This is a genomic window from Clostridium rhizosphaerae, from assembly GCF_016765585.1.
Taxonomy (GTDB): Bacteria; Bacillota; Clostridia; order Clostridiales; family Clostridiaceae; genus Clostridium_AT; species Clostridium_AT rhizosphaerae.
The window spans coordinates 423,359-446,777 of the sequence record NZ_JAESWC010000002.1; the positions used below are offsets into that span (position 1 = coordinate 423,359).

Sequence of the window (23,419 nt, forward strand, 5' to 3'; positions counted from 1 at the left end):
AATAAAAGCTTATAAACTGTCAACAATTTCATTTTAAGCTTTTATTTAGCCAGGAGGCCAATTTAGGCTTCTTCCACCTAAAAGATGAAAATGTATATGCTGCACCGTTTGCCCTGCATCTTCTCCACAATTTGTAACAACTCTGTATCCGCTTTCTGAAATATTAAAGTCTACAGCTATTTTTTTCAAAGCTCTGTAAATAGGAGCTAAAATACTGATGTTACTTTCATCTAAAGCATTTATGCTTTCTATATGCTTTTTAGGAATAACAAGCACATGGACTGGTGCTTCTGGGTTTATGTCCTTAAAAGCCAGTACGTTTTCATCCTCGTATACTTTTTCACAAGGAATTCTACCTTCAATTATACCACAAAATATACAATTTTCCATATTTCCACCTCCTTTAAGGTAATATTTTTTTATAATAATTTACCTAATAAGTAGTCTTTTTCATAATCATCTATTACTGTTTCAAGTATCTCGCCTTCTATGTCTATCATACTTTCTGATAATACTTTTATATAATTTGAAGTATACCCTTCATATCTGTTACTATCATGCACCTGTTCAAACAAAACTTTCATTGTTGTTCCTATATATTTTTTCATAAATTCTTTTTCTAATTCATTACTTAAATTAATAAGCTTACTGCTTCTTTCTTCCTTAGCTATTCCATCTACCTGTTCCTTCATTTCAGCAGCTCTTGTTCCTTTTCTAGGGCTAAATTTAAAAATATGCATTTTAGAAAGCCTTATATCTTTCAAAAATTCATATGTAGTATTAAATTCCTCTTCAGTCTCCCCAGGAAAACCAACTATAACATCAGTTGTAATAGATACATCTTTTATGTTTTTTCTAAGTTCTTCTACAACATATTTATACTCCTTTGAAGTATAATGCCTATTCATTCTTTTAAGCGTTATATCACAGCCGCTTTGTAATGATAAATGGAAATGCGGACAGAGTTTTTTTAGCTTAACTATTCTTTCAATCACATTATTACTGAAAAAGGTAGGATCTATTGAACCTATTCTAACCCTTTCTATACCTTCTATTGCATCGATTTGTTCCATCAAGTCTAGTAAAGTTACTTTTTCCTCAAGGTCAATTCCATAAGAAGCAGTGTGTATACCTGATAAAATAATTTCCTTAAACCCATGAGCTGCTAACTCTTTAACTTCATTAATAACTTTATCTGGTTTCTTGCTGCATACTGCTCCTCTAGCAAAAGGTATCAAACAATAAGAACAAAATCTGTTGCAGCCATCCTGTATTTTTAAGAAAGCTCTCGTTTTATTTTGATACTCTTCAATATTTAATTCTTCGAATTCATTATTTCTTAGTACATCATTAACTTCAACCATTTGGGATTTTACTTCTCTGGCTCTATTTACCCAGTAGACAATATCGCCTTTATTCCTTGTACCAAGCACAACATCCACACCTTCGATTTTGGCTACTTCATCAGGAGCAATTTGAGAGTAGCATCCAACAACTGCAATTATAGAATCAGGGTTTTGTCTTCTCGCTCTGCTTATCATCTGCCTGGATTTTTTATCTCCCATATTTGTAACTGTACAAGTATTTATAACATATACATCTGCAAAGGAGTCATAATCTGCAACCTCATAGGCTTCTCTTAAAAATTTTTCTGTCATTGCCTCTGATTCATACTGATTAACTCTGCAGCCTAGTGTAGCAAATGCAACCTTCATTTAATTAACCCTCCCTGTAAGCTGTGCCCCCAATGTCTCCTAGTTCATACATCAACATAGCTACGCACACAAATCCTGCTGTTTCTGTTCTTAATATTCTTGGTCCTAATGTAACTATATGTGCATTAATAGACCTTAGAATTTCAATTTCTCTGTCCTCAAAACCGCCCTCAGGACCAATCACTACTGCAATATTTTTTATATTCTTATTTAGATCACTTACAATATTTTTTATTCCATATCCATCTTCATTCTCATATGGAACAACAATTAGATCCATATTATTAAGGTTATTTACTAATTCATCAAACTCTATAGGAGTATTAATGACTGGTAAAAGACTTCTCTTTGACTGTTTACAGGCCTCTAAAGCAATTCTATTCCACCTGTCAACCTTCTTAAACTCTGAAAGTTCGCTTTTAACTACAACTCTTTCAGTAACTACAGGAGTTACCTCTTTGACTCCGAGCTCTGTAGCCTTTTGAACTATTAAATCCATTTTAGTAGACTTCGGCAGACCCTGATATAGATGAATATTTACTGGACTTTCATTATTTATAGGAAGTTTCTCTAAAAGATTAACAATTACCTGCTTCTTATTGATTTCATTTATATCTCCAAGATATTCATTTCCTTGACAATCATTAATGCTCACCTTGTCTCCAGTCTCTAGACGAAGCACCTTATATATATGTTTTACATCGTCGCCTTCTATTATTGCTGTATCTTCAGTTATAAACTCCCTTTGTACAAAAAATTTGTGCATAGAACCTACTCCTTACATTTTAGCTACTATACATACCCATTCTCCAAGGGTATTTACCTCTATTATATTAAAGCCTTCCTCCGTTAGTTTATTAACAACATCATCTTTTCTTTCTCTTATAATACCAGAGCAAATAAAATATCCGTCTTTTTCTATAAATTTTTTCACATCTTGGCATAAAAATATAATAACATCTGCTATTATATTTGCAACTACTATCTGAGCTTTTCCGTTAATGACCTCCATAAGGTTTCCGTAGCGGATTTCAATATTATTTAGATCATTAAATCCTACGTTATTTTTTGCAGAATCTACAGCTACTGGATCCAAGTCTACTCCTATTACTTTCTCGGCGCCAAGCTTTGCTGCGGTTATAGCAAGTATTCCTGATCCTGTTCCTATATCAAACACAGTTTTATCTCTTGTAACATACTTTTCTAGAGCTTCTATACACATTTTCGTAGTTTCGTGAGTTCCTGTACCAAAAGCCATTCCTGGATCCATCTCAACTATAACTTCGTTCTCTTTTGGAGAGTATTCCTCCCAAATAGGTTTTATTACAATTTTTTCTCCTATCTTTGTTGGCTTATAATACTTTTTCCAATTGTTTGCCCAATCCTCCTCGAATACAGCTTTAATTACAACCTTACCTTCTCCAACATCTATTCCCATTTCTTTAAGTTCATCTATTTTATCATTTATGTATTTTTCAATTTCTGAAATATTGTCTTCCTCATTAAAGTATCCCTTAACAACAGCCGCATCTTTTCCATACTCAAAAATATTTATATCTGCAAAGTCCCAGCTTAAAGGACCTTGTTCTCTCTCTAAAATATCTCTAGGATCCTCAATAGCAACCCCCTTAACGTCTAAGCCATAAAAAATTCCTGATATAGGCTCTAAAGCATCACTGGTTGTTACTATTTTAACTTCAATCCATTTTCCCTGCATTGTATCAAATCCTCTCTTTATCCGTAGTTTTATTATTTATTATACCAAAATAACGGCTATAGTAAACTTAAATATTAAAGTTGTCATCTATTTATAACTTTAAAAAAACATACAAAAACTTCGCCCTACAACTAGAACGAAGTTTTGCTGATTACTTAAAGCTATCTTTTATTTTATTGACAAAAGATTTTTTACTTTCCTCTTTGTTTTCACCGCTTGCTTCCATAAACATTTTTAGAGCTTCCTTTTGTTTATCATTTAAAGTTTTAGGAACATCAACAATTACAGTCACATATTGATCTCCTCTTCCAGAGCTGTTAACTCTAGGAACACCCTTACCTTTTAGCCTAAATACAGTTCCAGGTTGTGTTCCTGCTGGAATTTCATATTTAACATCTCCATCAACTGTAGGAACTTTAATTTCACACCCAAAGGTAGCCTTAGCAAAGCTGATATGCCTATCAATAGAAATGTCAAAGCCTTTTCTCTTAAATAGAGAGTGAGCTGCCACTCTTATATTAACGTATAAGTCTCCTGGAGGGCCTCCATTAGCACCATGTTCTCCATGACCTCTTAATGGTATTACATTACCTGTGTCTACACCAGCAGGTACATTTATTTTTATTTTTCTATTTTTTCTTTCCTTACCAGTACCTCTGCATGTAGGACACGGTTCTGAAATAATTTTTCCTTTTCCTCCACATTTATCACAAGCATTTACACTTACAAAACTTCCAAGAGGAGTATTTCTTTGAACTCTAACTTGACCAGAACCTCCACACTTGTCACAAGTTTTAGGAGAAGTGCCCGGCTTCGCACCGCTTCCAGAACAAGTTTCACATCTTTCATGCTTATTTATTGAAATTTCCTTTTCAACGCCAAAAACAGCTTCTTCAAAGGTTAAATTAAGTGTATATTCAACATCTGCACCTCTTTCAGGTCCATTTCTTCTTCTGCCGCTTGAGCCGAAGCCGCCGCCAAAAAAGCTTTCAAATATATCACCAAAGCCTCCCATATCAGAGAAGTCAAAGCCGCCGTTGAAGCCACCGCCGCCATTAAAGTCCGTAGTTCCAAACTGATCGTATTGTGCCTTCTTTTCAGAATCTGACAATACCTGATAAGCCTCATTTATCTCCTTAAACTTTTCTTCTGCTTCCTTATCTCCTTGATTTTTATCAGGATGATATTTAATAGCAAGCTTCCTAAATGCTTTTTTTATTTCGTCGTCACTCGCACCTTTTTGAAGTCCTAAAATTTCATAATAATCTTTTTTTGCCATCCCTGTATTCACCACCTGCATTTATAGAACATTATTCATAATTATACTACATAACTTAAATTAAGGGAGGGGCACTGTTACCCATCCCTTATATATTATACTGATTATTTATTATTTGTCATCTTCTACTTTAAAATCAGCATCAACTACATTATCATCCTTAGGTTCCTGAGTTCCAGCATTAGCTCCGCCCATGTTGTTTGGATCAAAGCCAGCACCTTCTGCCCCACCGTTAGCTTGATAAAGCTTTGAAGATATAGCATAGAACTCTTGAGTTAATTCCTCTGTAGCCTTCTTTATTGCTTCTAAGTCATTTCCATCCTTAACAGCATTAACAGCTTTAATTTTATCTTCGATTTTATTCTTATCTTCAGCTGATACCTTATCTCCTAACTCTTTTAGAGTTTTCTCACATTGGTATACCATCTGATCAGCATTATTTTTAACTTCTATAGCTTCTTTTCTCTTCTTATCTTCTTCTGCAAACTTTTCAGCTTCTTTTACTGCTTTATCAATTTCATCATCGCTAAGATTTGTAGATGCAGTTATTGTAATGTTAGCTTCTTTTCCTGTTCCCTTATCTTTTGCAGATACATTTACTATTCCATTAGCATCTATATCGAAAGTAACTTCGATTTGAGGAATTCCTCTTGGAGCTGGAGCGATACCTGATAAAGTAAATCTTCCAAGTGATTTATTATCAGCAGCCATTTGTCTTTCACCTTGAACAATATTAATTTCAACAGATGTCTGGCCATCAGCAGCAGTTGAAAATACTTGGCTCTTTCTAGTTGGTATAGTAGTATTTCTTTGGATTAATGAAGTTGCAATTCCTCCCATAGTTTCTATACCTAATGTTAGTGGACTTACATCAAGAAGTAATACATCTTTAACTTCTCCAGTTAAAACACCTGCTTGAATAGCTGCACCAACTGCTACACATTCATCTGGATTAACACCCTTTGATGGTTCCTTTCCAGTAAAATTCTTAACTGCATCTTGAACAGCAGGAATTCTTGTAGAACCACCAACTAATATAATCTTATCAACCTCGTTCATTGATAGTCCTGCATCTGATAAGGCTTTTCTCATTGGTTCAATAGTAGCATCAACTAAATCATGAGTAAGTTCATTAAACTTAGCTCTTGTTAAATTCATATCTATATGCTTTGGTCCTGTAGCATCTGCAGTTATAAATGGAAGATTTATATTAGTCTGTAATGAAGATGAAAGCTCTATTTTTGCTTTTTCAGCAGCCTCTTTTAATCTTTGAAGAGCCATCTTGTCATTTCTAAGGTCTATTCCATTTTCCTTTTTAAATGTATCAGTTATATAATCCATAACTCTTTGGTCAAAATCGTCTCCTCCAAGTTTGGTATTACCATTTGTAGACTTAACTTCGAATACTCCATCACCAAGTTCAAGTATGGATACGTCAAAAGTACCTCCACCTAAGTCGTACACAAATATTTTATGACTTTCGTCTTGTTTGTCAAGGCCATAAGCAAGTGATGCTGCAGTTGGCTCGTTTATAATTCTTAATACTTCTAGTCCTGCTATCTTTCCTGCATCTTTTGTTGCTTGTCTTTGGCTGTCATTAAAATATGCAGGTACTGTTATAACTGCCTGTGTAACTGTTTCACCAAGATAAGCTTCTGCATCAGCTTTTATTTTCATAAGAACCATTGCTGATATTTCTTGTGGTGTATATTCTTTTCCATCGATATTTACCTTATGATTAGTACCCATATGTCTTTTTATAGATATAATTGTTTTGTCTGGATTTGTGATTGCCTGTCTTTTAGCAACCTGGCCTACTAATCTTTCTCCATTAGCCTGAAAGGAAACTACTGAAGGAGTAGTTCTAGCACCTTCGGCATTAGGTATAACTACTGGTTCTCCACCTTCCATTACTGCTACACATGAATTTGTTGTTCCTAAATCAATTCCTATTACTTTTGACATTTTTATTCCTCCTTAACATTTAAAACAATCTTATAATTTTAATTTGCTACTTTTACCATGCTGTATCTTAAAACTTTTTCTCCTCTTTTATATCCCTTTTGGAATACTTCCACAACAGCCTTTTCACCAAAGTTTTCATCTTCTATATGCATAACTGCATTATGCATATTCGGATCAAAGCCTTGGTCAGTTGGAATTTCTTCAACCTGAAGCTTTGACAAACTATCATTAAACTGCCTAATGGTCATATCAATGCCTTTTTTAATATCCTCTATGCTTCCATTTACGTTAGAGGCTCTTTCGAGATTATCTAAAACTGGAAACATATTCTTAAGAACATCTTCACAGGCATCAGTGTATATACCTTCTTTTTCTTTTGCTGTTCTTTTTCTAAAGTTGTCATATTCAGCTGTAATTCTTACAATTCTTTCTTTCATTGCACTAAGCTCATTTTCAAGTTTGTTATTTTCATCCAAAAGCTTTCTATTGGAGCTTTGAAGTTCCTCTACTAAACCTTCAAGAGAAACTATCTCTTCTTCATCAATACCTTCAAATTCTTGATCCTCCAGTATTTCTGCCTGCTGAGCATCATCATATTTTACATCATTTGATTTCTCCATTAATTTACTCCCTTCTGTAATAATTCAATATATAAAAAATTATCTATCATCTAGATAAGTTTGATTAAGCGAATCATTAATTTCTTTTACAATCTTAGTTAAAACGGAAACTATCTTTGAATATGGTATTCTTGTAGGTCCGATAACTCCAATTGCACCTAAAGGCCTTCCGCCTAAACTATATACACCTGAAATAATACTGCAGTCTTTTGCTCCTTGTATAAAGTTTTCTTCTCCAATGCTTATGGAAATACTGCTTGTATTATTCAATAAGCCTTTTATGTTTTCTTTATCATTTAATAAATACAAAAACTCTCTAGCTTTGACGATATCATTATACTCAGGATAATTGAATATATTCGTGGTGCCTTCTAAATAAACTTCTGAGGACTCAGCTTCAGTCAAACTTTCATATAATGCAGGTATTATGGCATCAAATATTTCAGAATGGCCTTCTAAATCAACCTTTAAGCTATTAATAACAGATAAATTAATTTCCTCAACACTCAAATTTTTAAGCCTTGCATTTAGAATGTTTGTAATTTTAAAAAGATTTTCTATACTTGCAGGCCTGTTAAGCCTTATAATCGTATTTTTAATAAGCCCGGTATCTGTAATTATCACTGAAAGTACATTATTGTTATCTACACCTATAAGCTGTATAGATTTTATAAAGCTTTTTTTAGCTGAAGGGGCTTCAACTATGCATGTTAGCTTTGTAAGTTCTGATAATAACTGTGTAGCCTGCTTTACTATTTTATCAACTTCAAAAATAGCTGCATTTAAAATTTGACTTTTAATCATTATCTCTTCTTCAATAGTAAGCTGAGGCAGCTGCATTAGCTTATCTACATATAATCTATATCCCTTATCAGAAGGCTTTCTGCCCGAAGAACTGTGAAGCTGTTCAAGATAACCCATATCTTCTAAATCAGCCATTTCGTTTCTTATAGTAGCAGAACTTATTCCTAAATTATATTTCTTAGCTATGGTTCTGGATCCCACAGGCTCTGCTGTATTAATATAATCATTTATTATAGCCTGAAGTATTTTTATCTTTCTTTCATCCATTTCCATAATCTCACCCCACTTGTTAGCACTCGTCATCGTTGAGTGCTAATCGCTATGATTAAAACATATCATGTTGATTAATTTTTGTCAATTTTGTATATCTGCCCATAATAAATCATATAGTCTCAATAATTTTTTTTAAGTTTTATTTGCTTATTTTTTCTTTAATTTTCTCCATATTACAATATAAATTCACACATAACCTGATTTGACAGCTCAATCCCTCTTGAAGACAGATATATTCTTTCATTATCTTCTAAAAGCAATTTATTATTTAAAAATTTATTAATAACAGTCCCATATACTGAATGGATATCTATGTTGAATTTCTCCTTAAATTCATTTTTGCTTATTCCATTTATCTTTCTTAGACCCATGAACATAAATTCTTCCATATTATCCTTATCTGTATTTGTATATTCTTCTACAACTGCACTATTTTTTAAATTCATCATATAAATATATTTTTCTATATCTTCAATATTTCTATACCTTATTCCGTTCATAAACGAATGTGCACCAGTACCACATCCTATATAGTTATCCATGCTCCAATACACCATATTATGCTTTGATTCCATGCCATGTTTTGAAAAATTAGATATTTCATAATGCTCATAACCTCTCTTCTTTAAAAAGATTAAAGCATATTCATACATTTGTCTTTCTATCTCTTCTTCAGGCAAATCAAGTTTATTTTTTAAACTCATACCATAAAATGGCGTTCCTTCTTCTACAATAAGGCTGTAACAAGATATATGTTCTGGATTTAATTCAGCAACATTAAGCAGTGTTTCCTTCCAATCATCAATATTTTGCCCAGGTAGTCCAAACATCAAGTCAATATTTATATTTTTAAAACCTGCATCTCTAGACAATTTAAAACTATTTGTAAAACTATTTAAATCATGAATCCTTCCTATACTTTTAAGCAGTCTATTCTGCCAAGCCTGCAGACCTATGCTTAATCTGTTCACTCCCATACTTTTAAAAACTTCTAGTTTCTCTTTGCTGAAGCTTTCCGGATTCCCTTCTACTGTAAATTCAACATCATGAGTTTTTTTTATCCCATCCAGGCAATTTTTCAGCTCATATAGACATTCTAAAGATAAATAGGTGGGAGTTCCCCCACCTATAAATATAGTACTTACTTCTTTTTTTACCTTATTCTTTATTTCGCTGCATAATGCCTTAATATAATCCATCATTAATGCTTCTTTTCCAGCAAAGGAGGGGAAATCACAGTATAAGCACTTTTGTTTGCAAAAAGGTATGTGTATATAAAGTGCTGTTTTGTTTTCCATACTGACTCTCCTTTTTAATCTACTTTTAATACGGACATAAATGCTTCTTGAGGAACTTCAACAGTACCTATCTGTCTCATTCTCTTTTTACCTTCTTTTTGTTTTTCAAGAAGTTTCTTCTTTCTTGTTATATCTCCGCCATAACATTTCGCTAATACGTCTTTTCTTAAAGCCTTTACTGTTTCTCTGGCGATAATCTTAGTTCCTACAGCTGCCTGTATAGGTATTTCAAACTGCTGCCTTGGTATGATTTCCTTTAATTTTTCTGCAATATTTCTGCCCTTGTTATATGCTCTTTCTTCAGGAACAATCATTGATAATGCATCCACTGTATCACCATTTAATAAAATATCCAGCTTTACAAGTTTGCTTTGAGCATATCCTTTTAAATCATAATCTAATGAAGCATATCCTCTTGTTCTTGATTTTAATGCATCGAAAAAGTCATATATTATTTCGTTAAGCGGCATATCATAATGAAGAACAGCCCTTGTTGCCTCAAGATACTGCATATCCTTAAAGTTTCCTCTTCTGCTTTGACAAAGCTCCATAACTGCTCCAACATAATCTGTAGGAGTTATAATAGAAGCATTAACTATAGGTTCTTCCATATAATGAATTTTTGAGGCTTCCGGCATATTTGTTGGATTTGTCAAATCTATAACCTCTCCATCTGTTTGAGTTATTTTGTATATAACAGATGGTGCTGTAGTTATAATGTCTATATTAAATTCTCTTTCTATTCTCTCTTGGATAACCTCCATATGTAAAAGTCCCAAGAATCCGCATCTAAACCCAAAGCCTAAAGCTATAGAAGTTTCCGGCTCAAAATTTAAAGCAGCATCATTTAGCTGAAGCTTTTCTAATGCTTCTTTAAGCTCTTCATATTCCGCACCATCAACAGGATATATTCCGCTGAACACCATAGGTACTGCTGGTCTATATCCCTCTAAAGCTTCTTTAGCAGGCCTGTCAGCTTCGGTTATGGTGTCGCCAACTCTTGCATCTCTTACATTTTTAATTGAAGCCGTTAAATATCCAACATCTCCTGCTCTTAATTCCTCAATTGGCACCATCTGAGGAGCAAATATTCCAACTTCTACAACTTCATAAAACTTATTGCTTGCCATAAGTTTTACCTTTGTTCCTGCTTTTACAGTTCCCTCTTTGATTCTAAGATGGCATACTACTCCCTTATAACTGTCATAATAGGAATCAAAAATCAAAGCTTTAAGAGGTGCTTCTTCATCACCAACAGGCGCAGGAACCTTTTCCACAATAGCCTCTAATACATGTTCAATATTTAATCCTGATTTTGCTGATACTAAAGGAGCGTCTGCTGCTTCTATACCTATAATATCTTCTATTTCATGTTTTACCTCTTCAGGCCTAGCACTAGCTAAATCTATCTTGTTTATTACTGGTACTATCTCCAAATCATGATCTAAAGCCAAATAGCAGTTAGCTAATGTTTGTGCCTGTATTCCCTGTGTAGCATCTACTACTAAAACAGCTCCCTCACAAGCAGCCAAGCTTCTTGAAACTTCGTAGTTAAAATCCACATGACCTGGGGTGTCTATAAGATTTAATATGTACTCTTCACCATCTTCTCTTTTATAAACCAATCTAGCTGCTTGAGCTTTAATTGTTATTCCTCTTTCTCTTTCAAGCTCCATATTATCAAGAACCTGCTCTTCCATTTCTCTTTGAGTTAAAGTTCCTGTTCTTTCTAATAGTCTATCTGCAAGCGTAGATTTTCCATGATCTATATGTGCAATAATAGAGAAATTTCTTATATGTTTTTGCTTATCAGTCTGCATATCTTTACCCCCGTTTATACTAAGTCAAAATAAATTATACCATAACTGTCCGAGATTCTGTCAATAAATACTACAATATAGTATAAAGTTATTTTATATCTGCTTGCGTCAAGCTATGGATTTCTGATTTCGCCTTTTATAAAATCTCTGAAAATGCTGTTTTCTACAGCATTCTTAATCTTCCCTACACTACTGTCGTTAATATTTTTGAAAGCATCGTTATTTATATAAATAATATAATTACCTATATCAAACTTTAAATCAAAAGGATTAGGATGAAAAGAGACTTTTATATAAGACCTATTTTTTATAAAATCCGGTAGGTCGCTGCTTATTTTAATAAACCCGTATCCAACTATTAGAAAACACAAAGAAAATATTATAATAAATTTAATTTTTTTCATTCCAAAAAGTACCTCCTTTTTTATAAGGATGTACTTTTTGGTAAGTTTCTATTCATTAAAATTATAAATCAGGTAATATTTCCCAAAGTATTAATTCATATATCGATTTATATCTTCTAGCCCTAAAGCTGGTTGAAGCGCTATATTTATACCATTTGCAATAACCTTTGAAAGTGAATCTATAACCAAATCAACTTCTTTAGGAGTTACCATTAGATTTCCTATGTAAGGATTTAATATTTCCTCAATCATCCTCTGTTTTTCATTTTTATCTATTGATTTAAGCATATTATAAAATTCCCCACCGTTTGTAGACTGTTTAATCATTTCATCTATTGCCAGGTCTATTGTATCATTTGCCATAGTTGCAGCATCTACAACTGTAGGAACGCCAATTGCTATAACCGGTATTCCTAAAGTTCTTTTACTTATTTCCATTCTTTTATTTCCTACACCAGACCCTGGTGATATTCCTGTATCTCCTATTTGTATTGTTCTATTTACCCTTTCCATTTTGCGAGACGCTAAAGCATCTATGCATATAATTAAGTTTGGTTTAATCTTTTCTACTACACCTTTTATAATTTCTCCTGTTTCAATACCAGTAGTGCCTAAAACTCCAGGAGAAATTCCACATACAGGCCTTATATCTTCGTCAATGCTGTCCGGCACAAGCTCCTTTAAATGCCTTGTAATCATAAGCTTTGATATAACCTTAGGTCCTAGGGCGTCTGGAGTTATATTTGAGTTTCCAAGCCCGACTACAAGAGCAGTCATACTTTTATCTAGACTGGCAAGCGGAGTGAGTACCTTAGCCATTATTTCACTGACTTCATCCATAGTGTCGCTGTCGTAGTGAGTCACCTCGGGAATATCAATAGTTACATAAGTACCGATTGGTTTTCCCATAGCTCTTTCTCCAACTTCATCCAATATTCTAACTCTGGAAACTTTTATATCTCCTTCATTTTCTTCTTCTACATTAACTCCAGATATCCTGCCACCGCTTTCCTTTTGGTATATCTCCTTTGCTTCTATAGCTAAATCTGTTCTAATATTTCTCATGCACCCTCTGCTCTCGAATTTATATTCTGAGCAAATTCACCCCTTTACTAATATAATTAAAATTAGTTTTTCCATTATACATTATCCTATTCAATTTAATAGCAACTTAGCAAAATGCTAAATTTGTAAATTTTACTTGAAGTGAATATAAATAAGTGCTATAATATGCTTTGTTAATGTAGAAACTCGTACGCAGATTTCCCCAAACTGCCGAGACCCTATAATAATATAAGGGGGTGAATAACAAATGGCAAATATAAAATCAGCTCAAAAGAGAATAAAAGTAACTCAAGTTAAAACACTTAGAAACAAAATGGTAAAATCATCATTAAAAACTACAATAAAGAAGTTTGAAGCTTCAGTTGTAGGAGGAAATGCTGAAGAAGCTAAAGTTGCATTCTCAAATACTGTAAAAGCTTTAGATATGGCTGCTTCAAAGGGAATAATCCATAAGAACATGGCAGCTAGAAAAAAATCAAGACTTGCAGCAAAATTAAATGCTATGAACGCTTAATAAATAAACCGGTTTTTATACCGGTTATTTATTTTATGCGCTGATAGCATTTAATATTAAAAGTTCCATTTCGGTTTTACTTTCAACAGAAGAACTTTTCAATCTTTCTTCTGTACTCAAACATAAGTTAATAGCATTTCTTAGTCCGCCTAGCGAAAATTTCTTACTCTGGGTTATCATTTTTTCACAAATATATGGGTTAAGCTTCAATTCTTTAGAAAGTATTTCTTTGTTTTTACCCTCTTCTATTCCGTATCTTATCTGAAGCAGCAAATTAAACTGCCTTTCAACCATATACAGTATATATGGTATTTTTTCTCCCTTAAAAATAAGTTCATTAAGTATCTCTAAAGCCTTTTCAAGTTTTCTTTGGGAAATATTATCTACCAATCCGAATATGTCATTATCAGTCTTTTGAGGGAGCATAGCAAATATGTCTTTTTTATTTATCTCTCTTCCATAAGTATAGCAGCACAGCTTCTCAATTTCATTAAGAACAATATTCATATCATTATTCAGGCCTTCACAAAATAGTTTTAATTCAATCTTTCCTATATTTTTTTCCTTTTCTTCAAATATAGACTTTACCTTTTTTTCGAAATTAACACCCTTAAGTTTATCGAACTTAACTGTGCAAGCTTTTTTGTCCAGCTTTTTTACCCTGCTGCTTGGCTTTTCCCTATCATTTTCAAAAACATAATATAAAATTAAAATACAGTGTTCTGCTGGTTGTTCAATATACCTGCCTATAGTCTCAAATTTTTTGTTTGCTTCTCTGTCCTCGGCACCTCCAAGAAAATTTGCTCTAAAGACTACAACAACCTTCTTTTCACTCATAAAAGGAACAGTTTCACAGGTGTTAATCACAGCTTCCATATTTGCAGTAAGTCCGTCAAACTGAACATAATTTAAGTCCTCAAACTCTGGCTGCAAATTCCTATCCTTTATAAGTTTTATATTTTCTTTTATTAAAGCTTCATCAGCCCCGCAAAAGATATAGCAATTATCGAATTTATTACCTTTAAGTCTTTGTTCTAGATCTAAATATTCAAGCAACAGCTGTTACCCCTTTCAAGCTAATTTAAAGTATATATTTTGTCAAATATAATTCTATATTCCTTTAACTCAGAATTTGAATTAAAGCTTTTATTTGAAGTAAAATATGTTTTTTTCGGCACTCTAATTATATCATACTTTTTTAAATCTATATCCATAAATTCCTCGCTGTTTCTTGTTAAAATAATATTGGAATCATGCGCAGAGACCTCTAGATTTATTGATTTGTTTTTATCATTTTTTAAAGAGAATGCTTTTACAGAATAGTTCCTTCCTAGATTGATAATAATATTTTCCTTCAATTCAGGTATAAGCCTTGTATATTTAAGCTTTTTTAAATCATTAGTGTTTTTTATTTCTTTACTGCATATTAGTATTTTTTCATATTTATAGCTTATAATTACTCCATCATTAAATTTTAAATCTACATACTCTATCTTTGGAAAAAAGTTATAACTTTGAATAAGAATCATACCTAATACAAATAAAGGCATATATTTAAATTTATTAAACCCTCTTTTTACTAATATAAAAGATATCACCAAGCATAGAAGTGCAATACAATCTATATACGAAACTTCACTTACTTTAGGCGTAATTTTTAGCAGTATATAATCAGCCCCATCTAGGGTAATTGTTATTATATTAATAAGTTTGCATATTAAACTAAATATGAATTCAAAGTTTAATACAATTAAAGCAGCATTTCCAGTTATAACCAATGCAGTATATATGGGCAGTAATATTAAATTACCCGCTAAAAATCCAAAACTAAGGTTTCCAATAGTCATTCCTGCATAAGGCATAGAGAATACCTGAGCACTTAGAGTTAAACTCAGACTTTCATTAATGGTATTCGGCAGCTTATGTAAAAACCTTCTAATCTTATTATAATAGAGTATTATTCCTAAGGTGGATAAATAAGAAAGAACAAAGCCTATATCTACAGCATAAAAAGGTTCAATTATGATAATTAAAATAGCTGATAAACTTAATGCAGATAAATTATCATAATTTTTATATACCTTTTTAGAAAGCTTAAGAATAAAGATCATAAGAAAAGCTCTTACTGTGGCAGGCTGCGTTCCGGTAAAAATCACATATAAAAGAGACACGACAATTGAGCCTTCGATACCTAAAAATCTCTCTAGTATTTTATAAATAACAGCCATATGAAAGCCTGATACACTTATGGCATGTATTACTCCTAATTGTTTAAAGTTATTCTTTTGATCTTCATTTAAATAGCTCGTATCTCCAAAACATAAAGACATTACCAATGCTGATTTTTCCTTAGTTAAGTGCTGATTAAATTTATTAAAGGTTTTTCGTTTCAAGTCATATAAGGAAGATAAAAAATCATTTTTTCCTTCTTTCACTTCATCAGCATAAAAAATTCCAAGTGTGCCCTTTAGGTAATCAATTTTTGGTTCAAATTTACCCTTGATAAAAATATTATTTCCCTCTTGAGTGTCTTTCAAATTACCATTAATAAGAACTTTTCTTCCATAAACCTTGGCTATTGAAGAAAATTCGTTAATTTTTACAATCCTTACGCTTTCAATATTATTTAGGTTTACAGCTTTATAGTATATGAAATTAGCCATAAGACCAATTACAAAAAAACAGCAAATTAATGTGAAAAATCGTTTATCTATAGTGAAGAAAATTATAATTAAAAAAGATGCAGCTATAACTGCACCTAAAGATTTGTTCTCTGTAAATACTATAAAGGCTATGCAGCTTAAATACAGACTCACTGCATAATAAATCAAAGGTTTAACAGGCTTCATTGCTTTTCATTATTCCTTGTTATATTCAATGAGTCCGGCACTTTGTAACCCTTTAATCCAGAGTAGTTGTTATCCTCTAAATCTACTTCAAGTGTAATCTTAACTCTATGACTTGGTTCGTCAAATTGAATATCTTTTACCTTAGGAACCCCTTCTCTAGCTCTCATTAAAAAATAATTGCTTGTTATCTCCTGTGCTGCCTCTCTTGTTACAGAATCATAACTTAAAAAATAATCTTCTTCAGGTATATTTAAAAAAACAATATTACTTCCCATTACAGTTGTTTCCATAATATTTTCTATCATATTAATAATCCTCCTGTATTCTTTGTATACGCTTTATGACTATCATGCTTTCATATTTATTTTATCCAAAAGCTATTAGTTTAATCAAAAGTATTTACAAATAACTTTACAATACATATAACACACCTAACTGCATAAGAATACCTTATAATAGATGCTTAATTTGGAGGTGGCTAAAATAAAAGTAGGAATACTGTCTGATACACATATATCAAAAGATAATTATAAAATAGATGAGCTTTTAAAAAAATATTTTAATGAGGTTGATATTATAATACATGCAGGCGACTACAAGAGCAGCAAAGTTATAGAAACCATAAAAAAGTATAAACCCTTTATTGGTGTTTTCGGTAATAATGATGGAAATGCAGTAAAAGAACTTGTAAGAGAAAAAGAAATCATAAAGCTGAATGGATATAAAATTGGGATATATCATGGTCATGGAGAAGGGAAAAGCACAATTGACAAAGCTTATGAAGTTTTTAAAGAGGATAAAGTGGACATTATAGTTTTTGGGCACAGTCATCTGCCTATTATTAAAACCATGAATAAAACTCTAATGTTAAATCCCGGTTCTCCGACAAGTAAGCGAAAAGAACGCTGGTATTCAATAATAATACTTGAACTTGATAAGAACTTTATAAATGCACAAATCAAATTTTTTAGCAATATATGATTTTCATGTTAAAAAGCAATACGCCTGTAAAGACTTAATCTACAGACGTATTGCTTATAAAATATGTTCAAACATTAATTTTAGACAAAATAATGGTGCGAAAGACGGGACTTGAACCCGTACGGTCTCCCACACGCCCCTCAAACGTGCGCGTCTGCCATTCCGCCACTCTCGCATTTTTACAGCGCTCTATACGCCATTTGGTTTTTATTAAACATATTTCATGTTTATTACATTGAAATTATAGCATAGAGTATAAATACTTGTAAAGTGCCTTTTATAAAATCGCTATAAAATTCCATTTATCTTAAAAGTAAAGCTGTACCTTTGCAATCTATTTTTATAGTTAAATATGCTTCACTTAAACTTAAACTAAAAAAGTTGATTTAAAGAAAAATCAACTTTTTAGTGCTATAAAACTATTTGTTTGGGATGAACTATTTCCTTCTCTAATTAATATAATACATTTTAATTATTACATTTTAATTACAACTACATTACAAATATATTAATTTGATATATAAAATAAAAAACAGCTATCTATAAACTATAGACAACTGTTTTTTATTGACAACTAACAAAACATATTAGATTGGGGATCTTATTTTGTTCAATATATATAATAAGTTCAAAATGTGACAGTTCCATGACAATTATAAAAACTATATATTAATTAACTTTTAATATTAAGTTAACAAAATAACACCTGTTTTCTCTTAGATGACCTTTTTCCTAAGAAAATTACTTAGTAATATGCCTCACTTTTCCATCCTAATCTTAAATCTAACTTAAAACACAAAATAAGGTTTCAAATGAATTATAAAATCCAGCTAAAACCCTTTATAAATCAATTTTTGGCGGGAGTATGTAGGAATCGAACCTACCCATGACATTATTAGCGCCACAACACAGTTTTGAAGACTGGCTCCTGATATATGCTACTCTAATCCTATGTATATCAATAACTCATAAGTAATTTACAGTCATCCTGAATAACAGTTTAAAAAAATTCTTCTATTTATATATTTTAGAATTAATCCAGTGTATATTCAAAAAAAACATAATCGACAAAAAATAAAAAACAGCTATCTATTAAAATATAGACAACAGCTTTTTATTGACAACTAACAAAACATATTGGATTGGGGAACTTGTTTTGTTTAATATATATATAACTCTAGTGTGAACTTGTTCTATAGGGTTAGAAGATTTCTTCAAACCCTTTCCGAAAATTTCTCCACTCTGTTTTAAATTTTCTTCTGTTTTTTTGAATATTGGTCTATATTTTTCGGTAATCGCGATTCTTTGAATACGTGTGAGATTTTCGTTCATTGTTACATTTTCTCGTTAATGAAATTAATTCGTTATATTTCACATTCTTTCGTTAATGTCTACATTTCTTCGTTTATAGGTAGAATTCTTTTTACCTTTAGAATATGTGTCGTGAGACACTCCTGCGACTTTAGCTAGTTCATCACAGGTGTGTATATTCTCTGAAACCTTGGCAGAAATCTTCAAACCTTCCTTTTGGGAAAAGCTTTTACCTCCTTTTGATAAATTTTCTTCTGCTCTTCTTTTAAATATTGGTCTGTACTTCTCAGCTATTGCAATTCTTTGAATGGGTGTTAGATTTCTTCTGCCTAATTGAGTATCAATATGGTACGTACAAGCTGTATGACGAACAATTATATAAATTATCGGAATTGTATAGATAGAAATTTAAGTAGCCTAGAATTGATTTGTTGAAGAGTTTTTTAATTGGCCAATTTTATATATCTATTAAAATAAAAAAACAGGAGTTTATTGCTCCTGTTTTATAATATAATTACTTAGCCCCTTTGCTCTTTAGTATATTTATTATTTCAGTCCTATCCAATGTTTCAGCTTGTTTTAATGGTGTTAAACCATTCTTATCTTTAATATTTAAATCTGTACCAGCTTCAATTAATATCTTAGCTGTTTCTGTTCTATTAAGATAAATAGCCATATGTAAAGGTGTAAATTTCGCAATACTATCTTGATAATTGATATTCGCGCCTTTATCGATTAACATTTTTATTATATCTAAGTCTGCATCTCTAAATACTGCAAATTGTAATATACTGCTGTCCTCTCTTGTAATATTAACATTTGCACCTGCTTCAATTAGTGCTTTTATGCATTCTTTCTTATTAAATGAGAATGCATAGTATAAAGGATTTTTATTATCTTTCGGTTCGATATATTCAATATTAACTTTATTATCAACTAAAAGCTTTATCATATTTGGCTTATCATTATCTATTACAGTCCAAAGTATATTTCTACTTTTATCATCAATTGCATTTACATCTGCACCATTTCTAATTAATAATTCTACTATATCTTTATATCCTAATCCTGCTGCTATCATTATAGCAGTCTTTCCGTACCAAGATTTGTCCTCTAAGTCTTTTAAGTTAGGGTCTACTTTTGCTTTTAAAAATAGATTTACTTTATCAATATCATTACTCTTTATCATAGTTAAAAAGTTTTTTGTATTAAACGGTGTATTATATTTATCCTCAAGTTGCTTTTTTGCCTCATCTGGTGTAAGTTCTTTTTTGGAAATTTGATTATTTTGTAGTGAATTATTGTTAGTTGTTTCCTTACTACTGCACCCAATCATATTTAAAAACAAAGCTAAAATGAATAATAAACTTAATATCTTTTTCATAGTTTCTCTCTCCTTTAAATCATCTTCAATACATATATTACCATTAATTCAACAATATTTCATTATTTAAATAAATAAAACCGATGATATATAAACATCGGCTTGAAAGTCAAATAAATAATTCTAAGTAGTTAATAACTCTTTTAAAATCTACTTCAAGTAAGCAAAAATATAAGCAATCATCGTATTGAAATTTAAAGAAACCATCCGAAACAATATTTCCTTTAAGATATTTAGGATTCTTAATAAAGTCGATACTTTTACAGACATATTCAGCTAATTTTGAGTAGAATTCAAAAATATAAAGGTCGTGACTACTTATCTGCTATGCCCCATGATTCTTTGAATCGTAAATAAGTCCATCTTTCCTGATTTAGCTGCATTAGTAGCGAATGTATGCCTAAATACATATTCACATTCATTAGATTTTGTTATATCAATTAATTCTTATAGTAATTTAGCAGTAATCTCGCTTATAGGCAATTGTCTAAAAGTTCTTGTCTTGGCTACTTCTGCCCTAACATTTATTAAACGTTGCTTTAGGTCTATATCTTCAACTTTTAATTCACAAGCTTCTCCTATCCTTATTCCACAATCTAAATTAAGCAGTAATTTCGAAATCTATTATATGTACTTGTATCACAAGCTTTCAGCATTTTTCTAATATCTTCATCCGATAATGGTTGAACAACATCTACAGGTGTTTTAACTAACTTAAATTTTAGAGCATAATTATCTTGTGTATATTTTTCATTATACAACCATCTTAAATATGCCTTGATAGTCCTTACTCTAATATTTACTGTAAAAGGACTATAATTTCTTTTCCTGTACCATAAAATACAGATATCCTTTAAATATTTCTCCATTTACTGCAATACAGTCATAATCAGACTGATATGCTCCCTCTAAGTACTTTTTAAAATAATTTAGATTTACGTTATATTCTATAAGAGTCCTCGTCGCTAGTCCTTCCAAGGCTTTGTCTTGCATAAATTTATCATGCAGATTAAAAAAATCCTCCAAATCCAGCAATTTATTTTTGTGTCGGTCATTTTGCATATCAGTTTCAAAACTGATGTTGTTGTTAATTTTAACTTTTTTCTTAATCATTGAAAACACTCACTTTCTTAATTTTAGTAGTGAGTCTTTCTGCCTAACAGTTTTTTAATTTTTAGGCATGAAAAAAGACTCATAAGAATTTTATAAAACTCTCATGAGTCATTGATTTTGCTGAATTTGGCGGGAGTATGTAGGAATCGAACCTACCCATGACGTTATTAGCGCCACAACACAGTTTTGAAGACTGGCAAGCACACCAGCACTTATCTACTCCCATAATATTTTATTACAACATCCATAACGATTTTATTAGAAAATATTATAAATGTCAATAACAAATAATGTTAAAGGAAATTGGTGATATACTTTCCATCGCGATATCTTCTTTTCATGATAAGAAGATATCGCGATAAGAAGATAAGAATTTAAGAATTTAATGATTAATTACTAATAAAGCACTCTTACATCTTCAACACGCTTTGTGATTTTAAGATTATCAAAATTTTCAAGAAGTGCTACAGCAAATTTTCTGCTTGTAGTAAATAAATCTCTTGCTTCCGCAGCAGATATACTTCCCTTTTCATTTATAAAATCAACTACAAGCTTCTTTGCCTCTTCATAATATTCATTTAGGAATATGCAATCCTCAGAAGTTTTTATTAATTCTCCCATATCAAGAAGAGAATCATACACCATCTTAAAGGACTTTTTATCCTTTTCAGCTGCTGCTAAATCTTCATATTTAGGAGGATTGTATCTGCTTTCTTCAAACGCAGCAATAATTTTATCTTTAATTCTCTGCTGATCTTTATTGTATTTAATTTGAAATTCTTTTAAAGCTATAAAACTTCCGTGGAAACTTAATATGTTTCTTTCCTCTAAAAGTTTTAGTATTTCATCATAAGTTTTCTGTTTAATATTCTTGCCAAAAATTTTATTTTTAATTTCCTCTTTAGATATTCCTACTTTTAAGGGATTATCTAAATGATATTTTAAAAGCATTTTTTCAATCTCAGAAGTTTTCTCTTTTATAAAATTTTTATGAATATATAACGGCTTGTCTAAGGAGATAAGCTTTACTATAATTTTATCCTTTAATAAAACCTTCAATTTTTCCTCAAGGTTTTCTTCATTCTTCCCAAGAGCTTTTAGTATAATAGTTTCATCAGGGTATTCAGAGCTTAATTTTTCAATTGTCTTTTCTAATATGCTTTCTGCACTTCCGCTTTCCTTTATCTTAAGTTCTTCTATATAATTGCTGTCAAACCTTTTTGCCTTCTTGGCAGCAGGCTCAATTATTATTCCTCCGCCTATTGTATACATAGGAGAATAGTTTCTTATAACAAATCTGTCATTTCTTTGAGCTGTTAAGGTCTCTTCAAGTCTAAGCTGAACATATGCAGACTCTCCAGGCATTATTTGTTCCTGGTCAAGTATTATGACTCTACAGAGTATTTCGCTTGTTCCGTGATAAATTCTTACCCTCTGTCTGTTTTCTAAAGGCTTATCACAGGACTTTAAATAATTAAGCTTACAGTCTATCATTAGAGAAGATTCCATAATAGCCTCTTTTGATATAATATCTCCTCTTTTAATTTCTTCAACCTTAACATTTGATAAATTTATTGCACATCTTTGGCCTGCTTCAGCATACTTTACAGAATTCTCGTGGACTTGTATTCCCCTTACTCTGCTTATTTGCATAGATGGATATACCTGAACAGCTTCGCCCTCATTTATTCTTCCGCTTATAATTGTCCCCGTTACTACAGTTCCAAAACCACTTACAGAGAACACTCTATCTACTGTAAGTCTAAAATGACCTTCAGTATCCTTTGCTTCAACTTCTTCAGTAATTTTGTCAATATCTTGAACAAGCTCTTTAATTCCCGCTCCTGTTTTTGAGGATACAGAGTGTATTGGAGCCTTCTCAAGAAAAGTTCCTTTAAAATATTCCTTAATTTCTTCTTGAACCATTGAAAGCCATTCATCATCTACTAAATCTGCTTTTGTTAAAACTATAATACCTTTTTTTATGTTTAGAAGCTGAAGTATATCAAAATGCTCCTTAGTTTGAGGCATTATACCTTCATCAGCTGCTATCACAAGCAGAACTACATCAATGCTGCTTACTCCAGCCAAGGCATTTTTAATAAATTTTTCATGCCCAGGTACATCTATAATTCCTGCTCTTTTGCCAGAAGGAAGGTCAAAAAAAGTAAAGCCTAAATTTATTGAGATACCTCTTTCTTTTTCTTCTCTTAAAGTATCAGTTTCTCTTCCTGTTAATGCTTTTATAAGAGTTGTTTTACCATGATCGATATGTCCTGCAGTTCCTATAATAACATGTTTCATGTA

At 31.6% G+C, this 23,419-nt stretch carries 22 protein-coding genes and 2 tRNA genes; 2 read left to right on the top strand and 22 right to left on the bottom strand.

Going from position 1 to position 23,419, the window contains the following annotated elements; genetic code table 11:
* Positions 1-45: 45 nt before the first annotated feature.
* The 12 genes from JK636_RS05295 to gpr all read right to left on the bottom strand — a co-directional run bounded on the left by JK636_RS05295 (position 46) and on the right by gpr (position 12,960).
* Positions 46-390: a histidine triad nucleotide-binding protein gene (locus JK636_RS05295; RefSeq protein WP_202747780.1), complete on the bottom strand. Its 345-nt coding sequence runs from the start codon at positions 388-390 to the stop codon at positions 46-48.
* A 29-nt stretch (positions 391-419) separates the two neighbouring features.
* Positions 420-1,715, bottom strand: coding sequence for a tRNA (N(6)-L-threonylcarbamoyladenosine(37)-C(2))-methylthiotransferase MtaB (gene mtaB / locus JK636_RS05300; protein ID WP_202747781.1), 1,296 nt, complete (start codon positions 1,713-1,715; stop codon positions 420-422).
* 4 nt (positions 1,716-1,719) lie between these two features.
* Entirely contained in the window at positions 1,720-2,481 is a 762-nt protein-coding gene (locus JK636_RS05305; RefSeq protein ID WP_202747782.1) for a 16S rRNA (uracil(1498)-N(3))-methyltransferase, read from the bottom strand.
* 12 nt (positions 2,482-2,493) lie between these two features.
* Positions 2,494-3,432, bottom strand: a complete 939-nt coding sequence (gene prmA / locus JK636_RS05310) for a 50S ribosomal protein L11 methyltransferase (RefSeq protein WP_202747783.1) — start codon at positions 3,430-3,432, stop codon at positions 2,494-2,496.
* 151 nt (positions 3,433-3,583) lie between these two features.
* Positions 3,584-4,711, bottom strand: a complete 1,128-nt coding sequence (dnaJ, locus tag JK636_RS05315; protein WP_202747784.1) for a molecular chaperone DnaJ — start codon at positions 4,709-4,711, stop codon at positions 3,584-3,586.
* Positions 4,712-4,822: 111 nt separating this feature from the next.
* Complete coding sequence (dnaK, locus tag JK636_RS05320) at positions 4,823-6,676, bottom strand: molecular chaperone DnaK (protein ID WP_202747785.1); 1,854 nt, start codon at positions 6,674-6,676, stop codon at positions 4,823-4,825.
* Positions 6,677-6,714: 38 nt separating this feature from the next.
* Positions 6,715-7,296 (bottom strand): nucleotide exchange factor GrpE, encoded by a 582-nt coding sequence (grpE, locus tag JK636_RS05325; protein ID WP_202747786.1) that lies wholly within the window; start codon positions 7,294-7,296, stop codon positions 6,715-6,717.
* 39 nt (positions 7,297-7,335) lie between these two features.
* Positions 7,336-8,373 (bottom strand): heat-inducible transcriptional repressor HrcA, encoded by a 1,038-nt coding sequence (hrcA, locus tag JK636_RS05330; protein ID WP_202747787.1) that lies wholly within the window; start codon positions 8,371-8,373, stop codon positions 7,336-7,338.
* 173 nt (positions 8,374-8,546) lie between these two features.
* Positions 8,547-9,671 carry a radical SAM family heme chaperone HemW gene (gene hemW, locus JK636_RS05335; protein WP_202747788.1) on the bottom strand — a complete coding sequence of 375 codons (1,125 nt, stop codon included), beginning with the start codon at positions 9,669-9,671 and terminating at the stop codon, positions 8,547-8,549.
* Between the two features lie 14 nt (positions 9,672-9,685).
* Positions 9,686-11,491: a translation elongation factor 4 gene (lepA, locus tag JK636_RS05340; RefSeq protein ID WP_202747789.1), complete on the bottom strand. Its 1,806-nt coding sequence runs from the start codon at positions 11,489-11,491 to the stop codon at positions 9,686-9,688.
* Positions 11,492-11,604: 113 nt separating this feature from the next.
* Positions 11,605-11,895, bottom strand: a complete 291-nt coding sequence (locus tag JK636_RS05345; protein WP_202747790.1) for a hypothetical protein — start codon at positions 11,893-11,895, stop codon at positions 11,605-11,607.
* A gap of 90 nt (positions 11,896-11,985) precedes the next feature.
* The gene (gene gpr / locus JK636_RS05350) at positions 11,986-12,960 is read right to left on the bottom strand and encodes a GPR endopeptidase (RefSeq protein WP_202747791.1); all 975 of its coding nucleotides are present in this window, start codon (positions 12,958-12,960) and stop codon (positions 11,986-11,988) included.
* A gap of 247 nt (positions 12,961-13,207) precedes the next feature.
* On the opposite strand from gpr, the gene rpsT reads away from it, so the two are divergent.
* Complete coding sequence (gene rpsT, locus JK636_RS05355) at positions 13,208-13,474, top strand: 30S ribosomal protein S20 (RefSeq protein WP_202747792.1); 267 nt, start codon at positions 13,208-13,210, stop codon at positions 13,472-13,474.
* A gap of 33 nt (positions 13,475-13,507) precedes the next feature.
* On the opposite strand, the gene holA is transcribed toward rpsT, so the two are convergent.
* The 3 genes from holA to JK636_RS05370 are packed head-to-tail and all read right to left on the bottom strand — an operon-like array spanning position 13,508 to position 16,628.
* Positions 13,508-14,530: a DNA polymerase III subunit delta gene (holA, locus tag JK636_RS05360; protein ID WP_202747793.1), complete on the bottom strand. Its 1,023-nt coding sequence runs from the start codon at positions 14,528-14,530 to the stop codon at positions 13,508-13,510.
* Positions 14,531-14,550: 20 nt separating this feature from the next.
* Positions 14,551-16,323: a ComEC/Rec2 family competence protein gene (locus tag JK636_RS05365; RefSeq protein ID WP_202747794.1), complete on the bottom strand. Its 1,773-nt coding sequence runs from the start codon at positions 16,321-16,323 to the stop codon at positions 14,551-14,553.
* On the bottom strand, positions 16,320-16,628 hold the full coding sequence (locus tag JK636_RS05370) for a hypothetical protein (RefSeq protein ID WP_021657256.1): 309 nt from the start codon (positions 16,626-16,628) through the stop codon (positions 16,320-16,322). The genes JK636_RS05365 and JK636_RS05370 overlap by 4 nt, the downstream gene beginning before the upstream one ends.
* Before the next feature lie 169 nt (positions 16,629-16,797).
* Between JK636_RS05370 and JK636_RS05375 the strand changes: the two genes are divergently transcribed.
* Positions 16,798-17,304: a metallophosphoesterase family protein gene (locus JK636_RS05375; RefSeq protein WP_338025753.1), complete on the top strand. Its 507-nt coding sequence runs from the start codon at positions 16,798-16,800 to the stop codon at positions 17,302-17,304.
* Positions 17,305-17,397: 93 nt separating this feature from the next.
* Here the strand turns inward: JK636_RS05375 and JK636_RS05380 are convergent.
* From JK636_RS05380 to selB, 7 genes are all read right to left on the bottom strand, one after another.
* Positions 17,398-17,479: transfer RNA gene (locus tag JK636_RS05380), tRNA-Leu, on the bottom strand.
* Between the two features lie 1,196 nt (positions 17,480-18,675).
* Positions 18,676-18,822, bottom strand: a complete 147-nt coding sequence (locus tag JK636_RS05385; protein WP_202747796.1) for a hypothetical protein — start codon at positions 18,820-18,822, stop codon at positions 18,676-18,678.
* Positions 18,823-19,129: 307 nt separating this feature from the next.
* Positions 19,130-19,999 (bottom strand): ankyrin repeat domain-containing protein, encoded by an 870-nt coding sequence (locus JK636_RS05390; protein ID WP_202747797.1) that lies wholly within the window; start codon positions 19,997-19,999, stop codon positions 19,130-19,132.
* 447 nt (positions 20,000-20,446) lie between these two features.
* The gene (locus JK636_RS24125) at positions 20,447-20,620 is read right to left on the bottom strand and encodes a site-specific integrase (RefSeq protein WP_202748749.1); all 174 of its coding nucleotides are present in this window, start codon (positions 20,618-20,620) and stop codon (positions 20,447-20,449) included.
* Positions 20,621-20,812: 192 nt separating this feature from the next.
* Positions 20,813-21,112 carry a hypothetical protein gene (locus JK636_RS05400; RefSeq protein WP_202747798.1) on the bottom strand — a complete coding sequence of 100 codons (300 nt, stop codon included), beginning with the start codon at positions 21,110-21,112 and terminating at the stop codon, positions 20,813-20,815.
* Between the two features lie 127 nt (positions 21,113-21,239).
* Positions 21,240-21,336 (bottom strand) — tRNA-Sec (locus tag JK636_RS05405).
* A 172-nt stretch (positions 21,337-21,508) separates the two neighbouring features.
* Positions 21,509-23,416, bottom strand: coding sequence for a selenocysteine-specific translation elongation factor (gene selB / locus JK636_RS05410; RefSeq protein WP_202747799.1), 1,908 nt, complete (start codon positions 23,414-23,416; stop codon positions 21,509-21,511).
* Between the last annotated feature and the right edge of the window lie 3 nt (positions 23,417-23,419).

Excerpts from the sequence above, each read along its gene's own strand:
- JK636_RS05295 (WP_202747780.1), bottom strand. The coding sequence starts at position 390 with ATGGAAAATTGTATATTTTGTGGTATAATTGAAGGTAGAATTCCTTGT.
- mtaB (WP_202747781.1), bottom strand. The coding sequence starts at position 1,715 with ATGAAGGTTGCATTTGCTACACTAGGCTGCAGAGTTAATCAGTATGAA.
- JK636_RS05305 (WP_202747782.1), bottom strand. The coding sequence starts at position 2,481 with ATGCACAAATTTTTTGTACAAAGGGAGTTTATAACTGAAGATACAGCA.
- prmA (WP_202747783.1), bottom strand. The coding sequence starts at position 3,432 with ATGCAGGGAAAATGGATTGAAGTTAAAATAGTAACAACCAGTGATGCT.
- dnaJ (WP_202747784.1), bottom strand. The coding sequence starts at position 4,711 with ATGGCAAAAAAAGATTATTATGAAATTTTAGGACTTCAAAAAGGTGCG.
- dnaK (WP_202747785.1), bottom strand. The coding sequence starts at position 6,676 with ATGTCAAAAGTAATAGGAATTGATTTAGGAACAACAAATTCATGTGTA.
- grpE (WP_202747786.1), bottom strand. The coding sequence starts at position 7,296 with ATGGAGAAATCAAATGATGTAAAATATGATGATGCTCAGCAGGCAGAA.
- hrcA (WP_202747787.1), bottom strand. The coding sequence starts at position 8,373 with ATGGAAATGGATGAAAGAAAGATAAAAATACTTCAGGCTATAATAAAT.
- hemW (WP_202747788.1), bottom strand. The coding sequence starts at position 9,671 with ATGGAAAACAAAACAGCACTTTATATACACATACCTTTTTGCAAACAA.
- lepA (WP_202747789.1), bottom strand. The coding sequence starts at position 11,491 with ATGCAGACTGATAAGCAAAAACATATAAGAAATTTCTCTATTATTGCA.
- JK636_RS05345 (WP_202747790.1), bottom strand. The coding sequence starts at position 11,895 with ATGAAAAAAATTAAATTTATTATAATATTTTCTTTGTGTTTTCTAATA.
- gpr (WP_202747791.1), bottom strand. The coding sequence starts at position 12,960 with ATGAGAAATATTAGAACAGATTTAGCTATAGAAGCAAAGGAGATATAC.
- rpsT (WP_202747792.1), top strand. The coding sequence starts at position 13,208 with ATGGCAAATATAAAATCAGCTCAAAAGAGAATAAAAGTAACTCAAGTT.
- JK636_RS05365 (WP_202747794.1), bottom strand. The coding sequence starts at position 16,323 with ATGAAGCCTGTTAAACCTTTGATTTATTATGCAGTGAGTCTGTATTTA.
- JK636_RS05370 (WP_021657256.1), bottom strand. The coding sequence starts at position 16,628 with ATGATAGAAAATATTATGGAAACAACTGTAATGGGAAGTAATATTGTT.
- JK636_RS05390 (WP_202747797.1), bottom strand. The coding sequence starts at position 19,999 with ATGAAAAAGATATTAAGTTTATTATTCATTTTAGCTTTGTTTTTAAAT.
- JK636_RS05400 (WP_202747798.1), bottom strand. The coding sequence starts at position 21,112 with ATGATTAAGAAAAAAGTTAAAATTAACAACAACATCAGTTTTGAAACT.
- selB (WP_202747799.1), bottom strand. The coding sequence starts at position 23,416 with ATGAAACATGTTATTATAGGAACTGCAGGACATATCGATCATGGTAAA.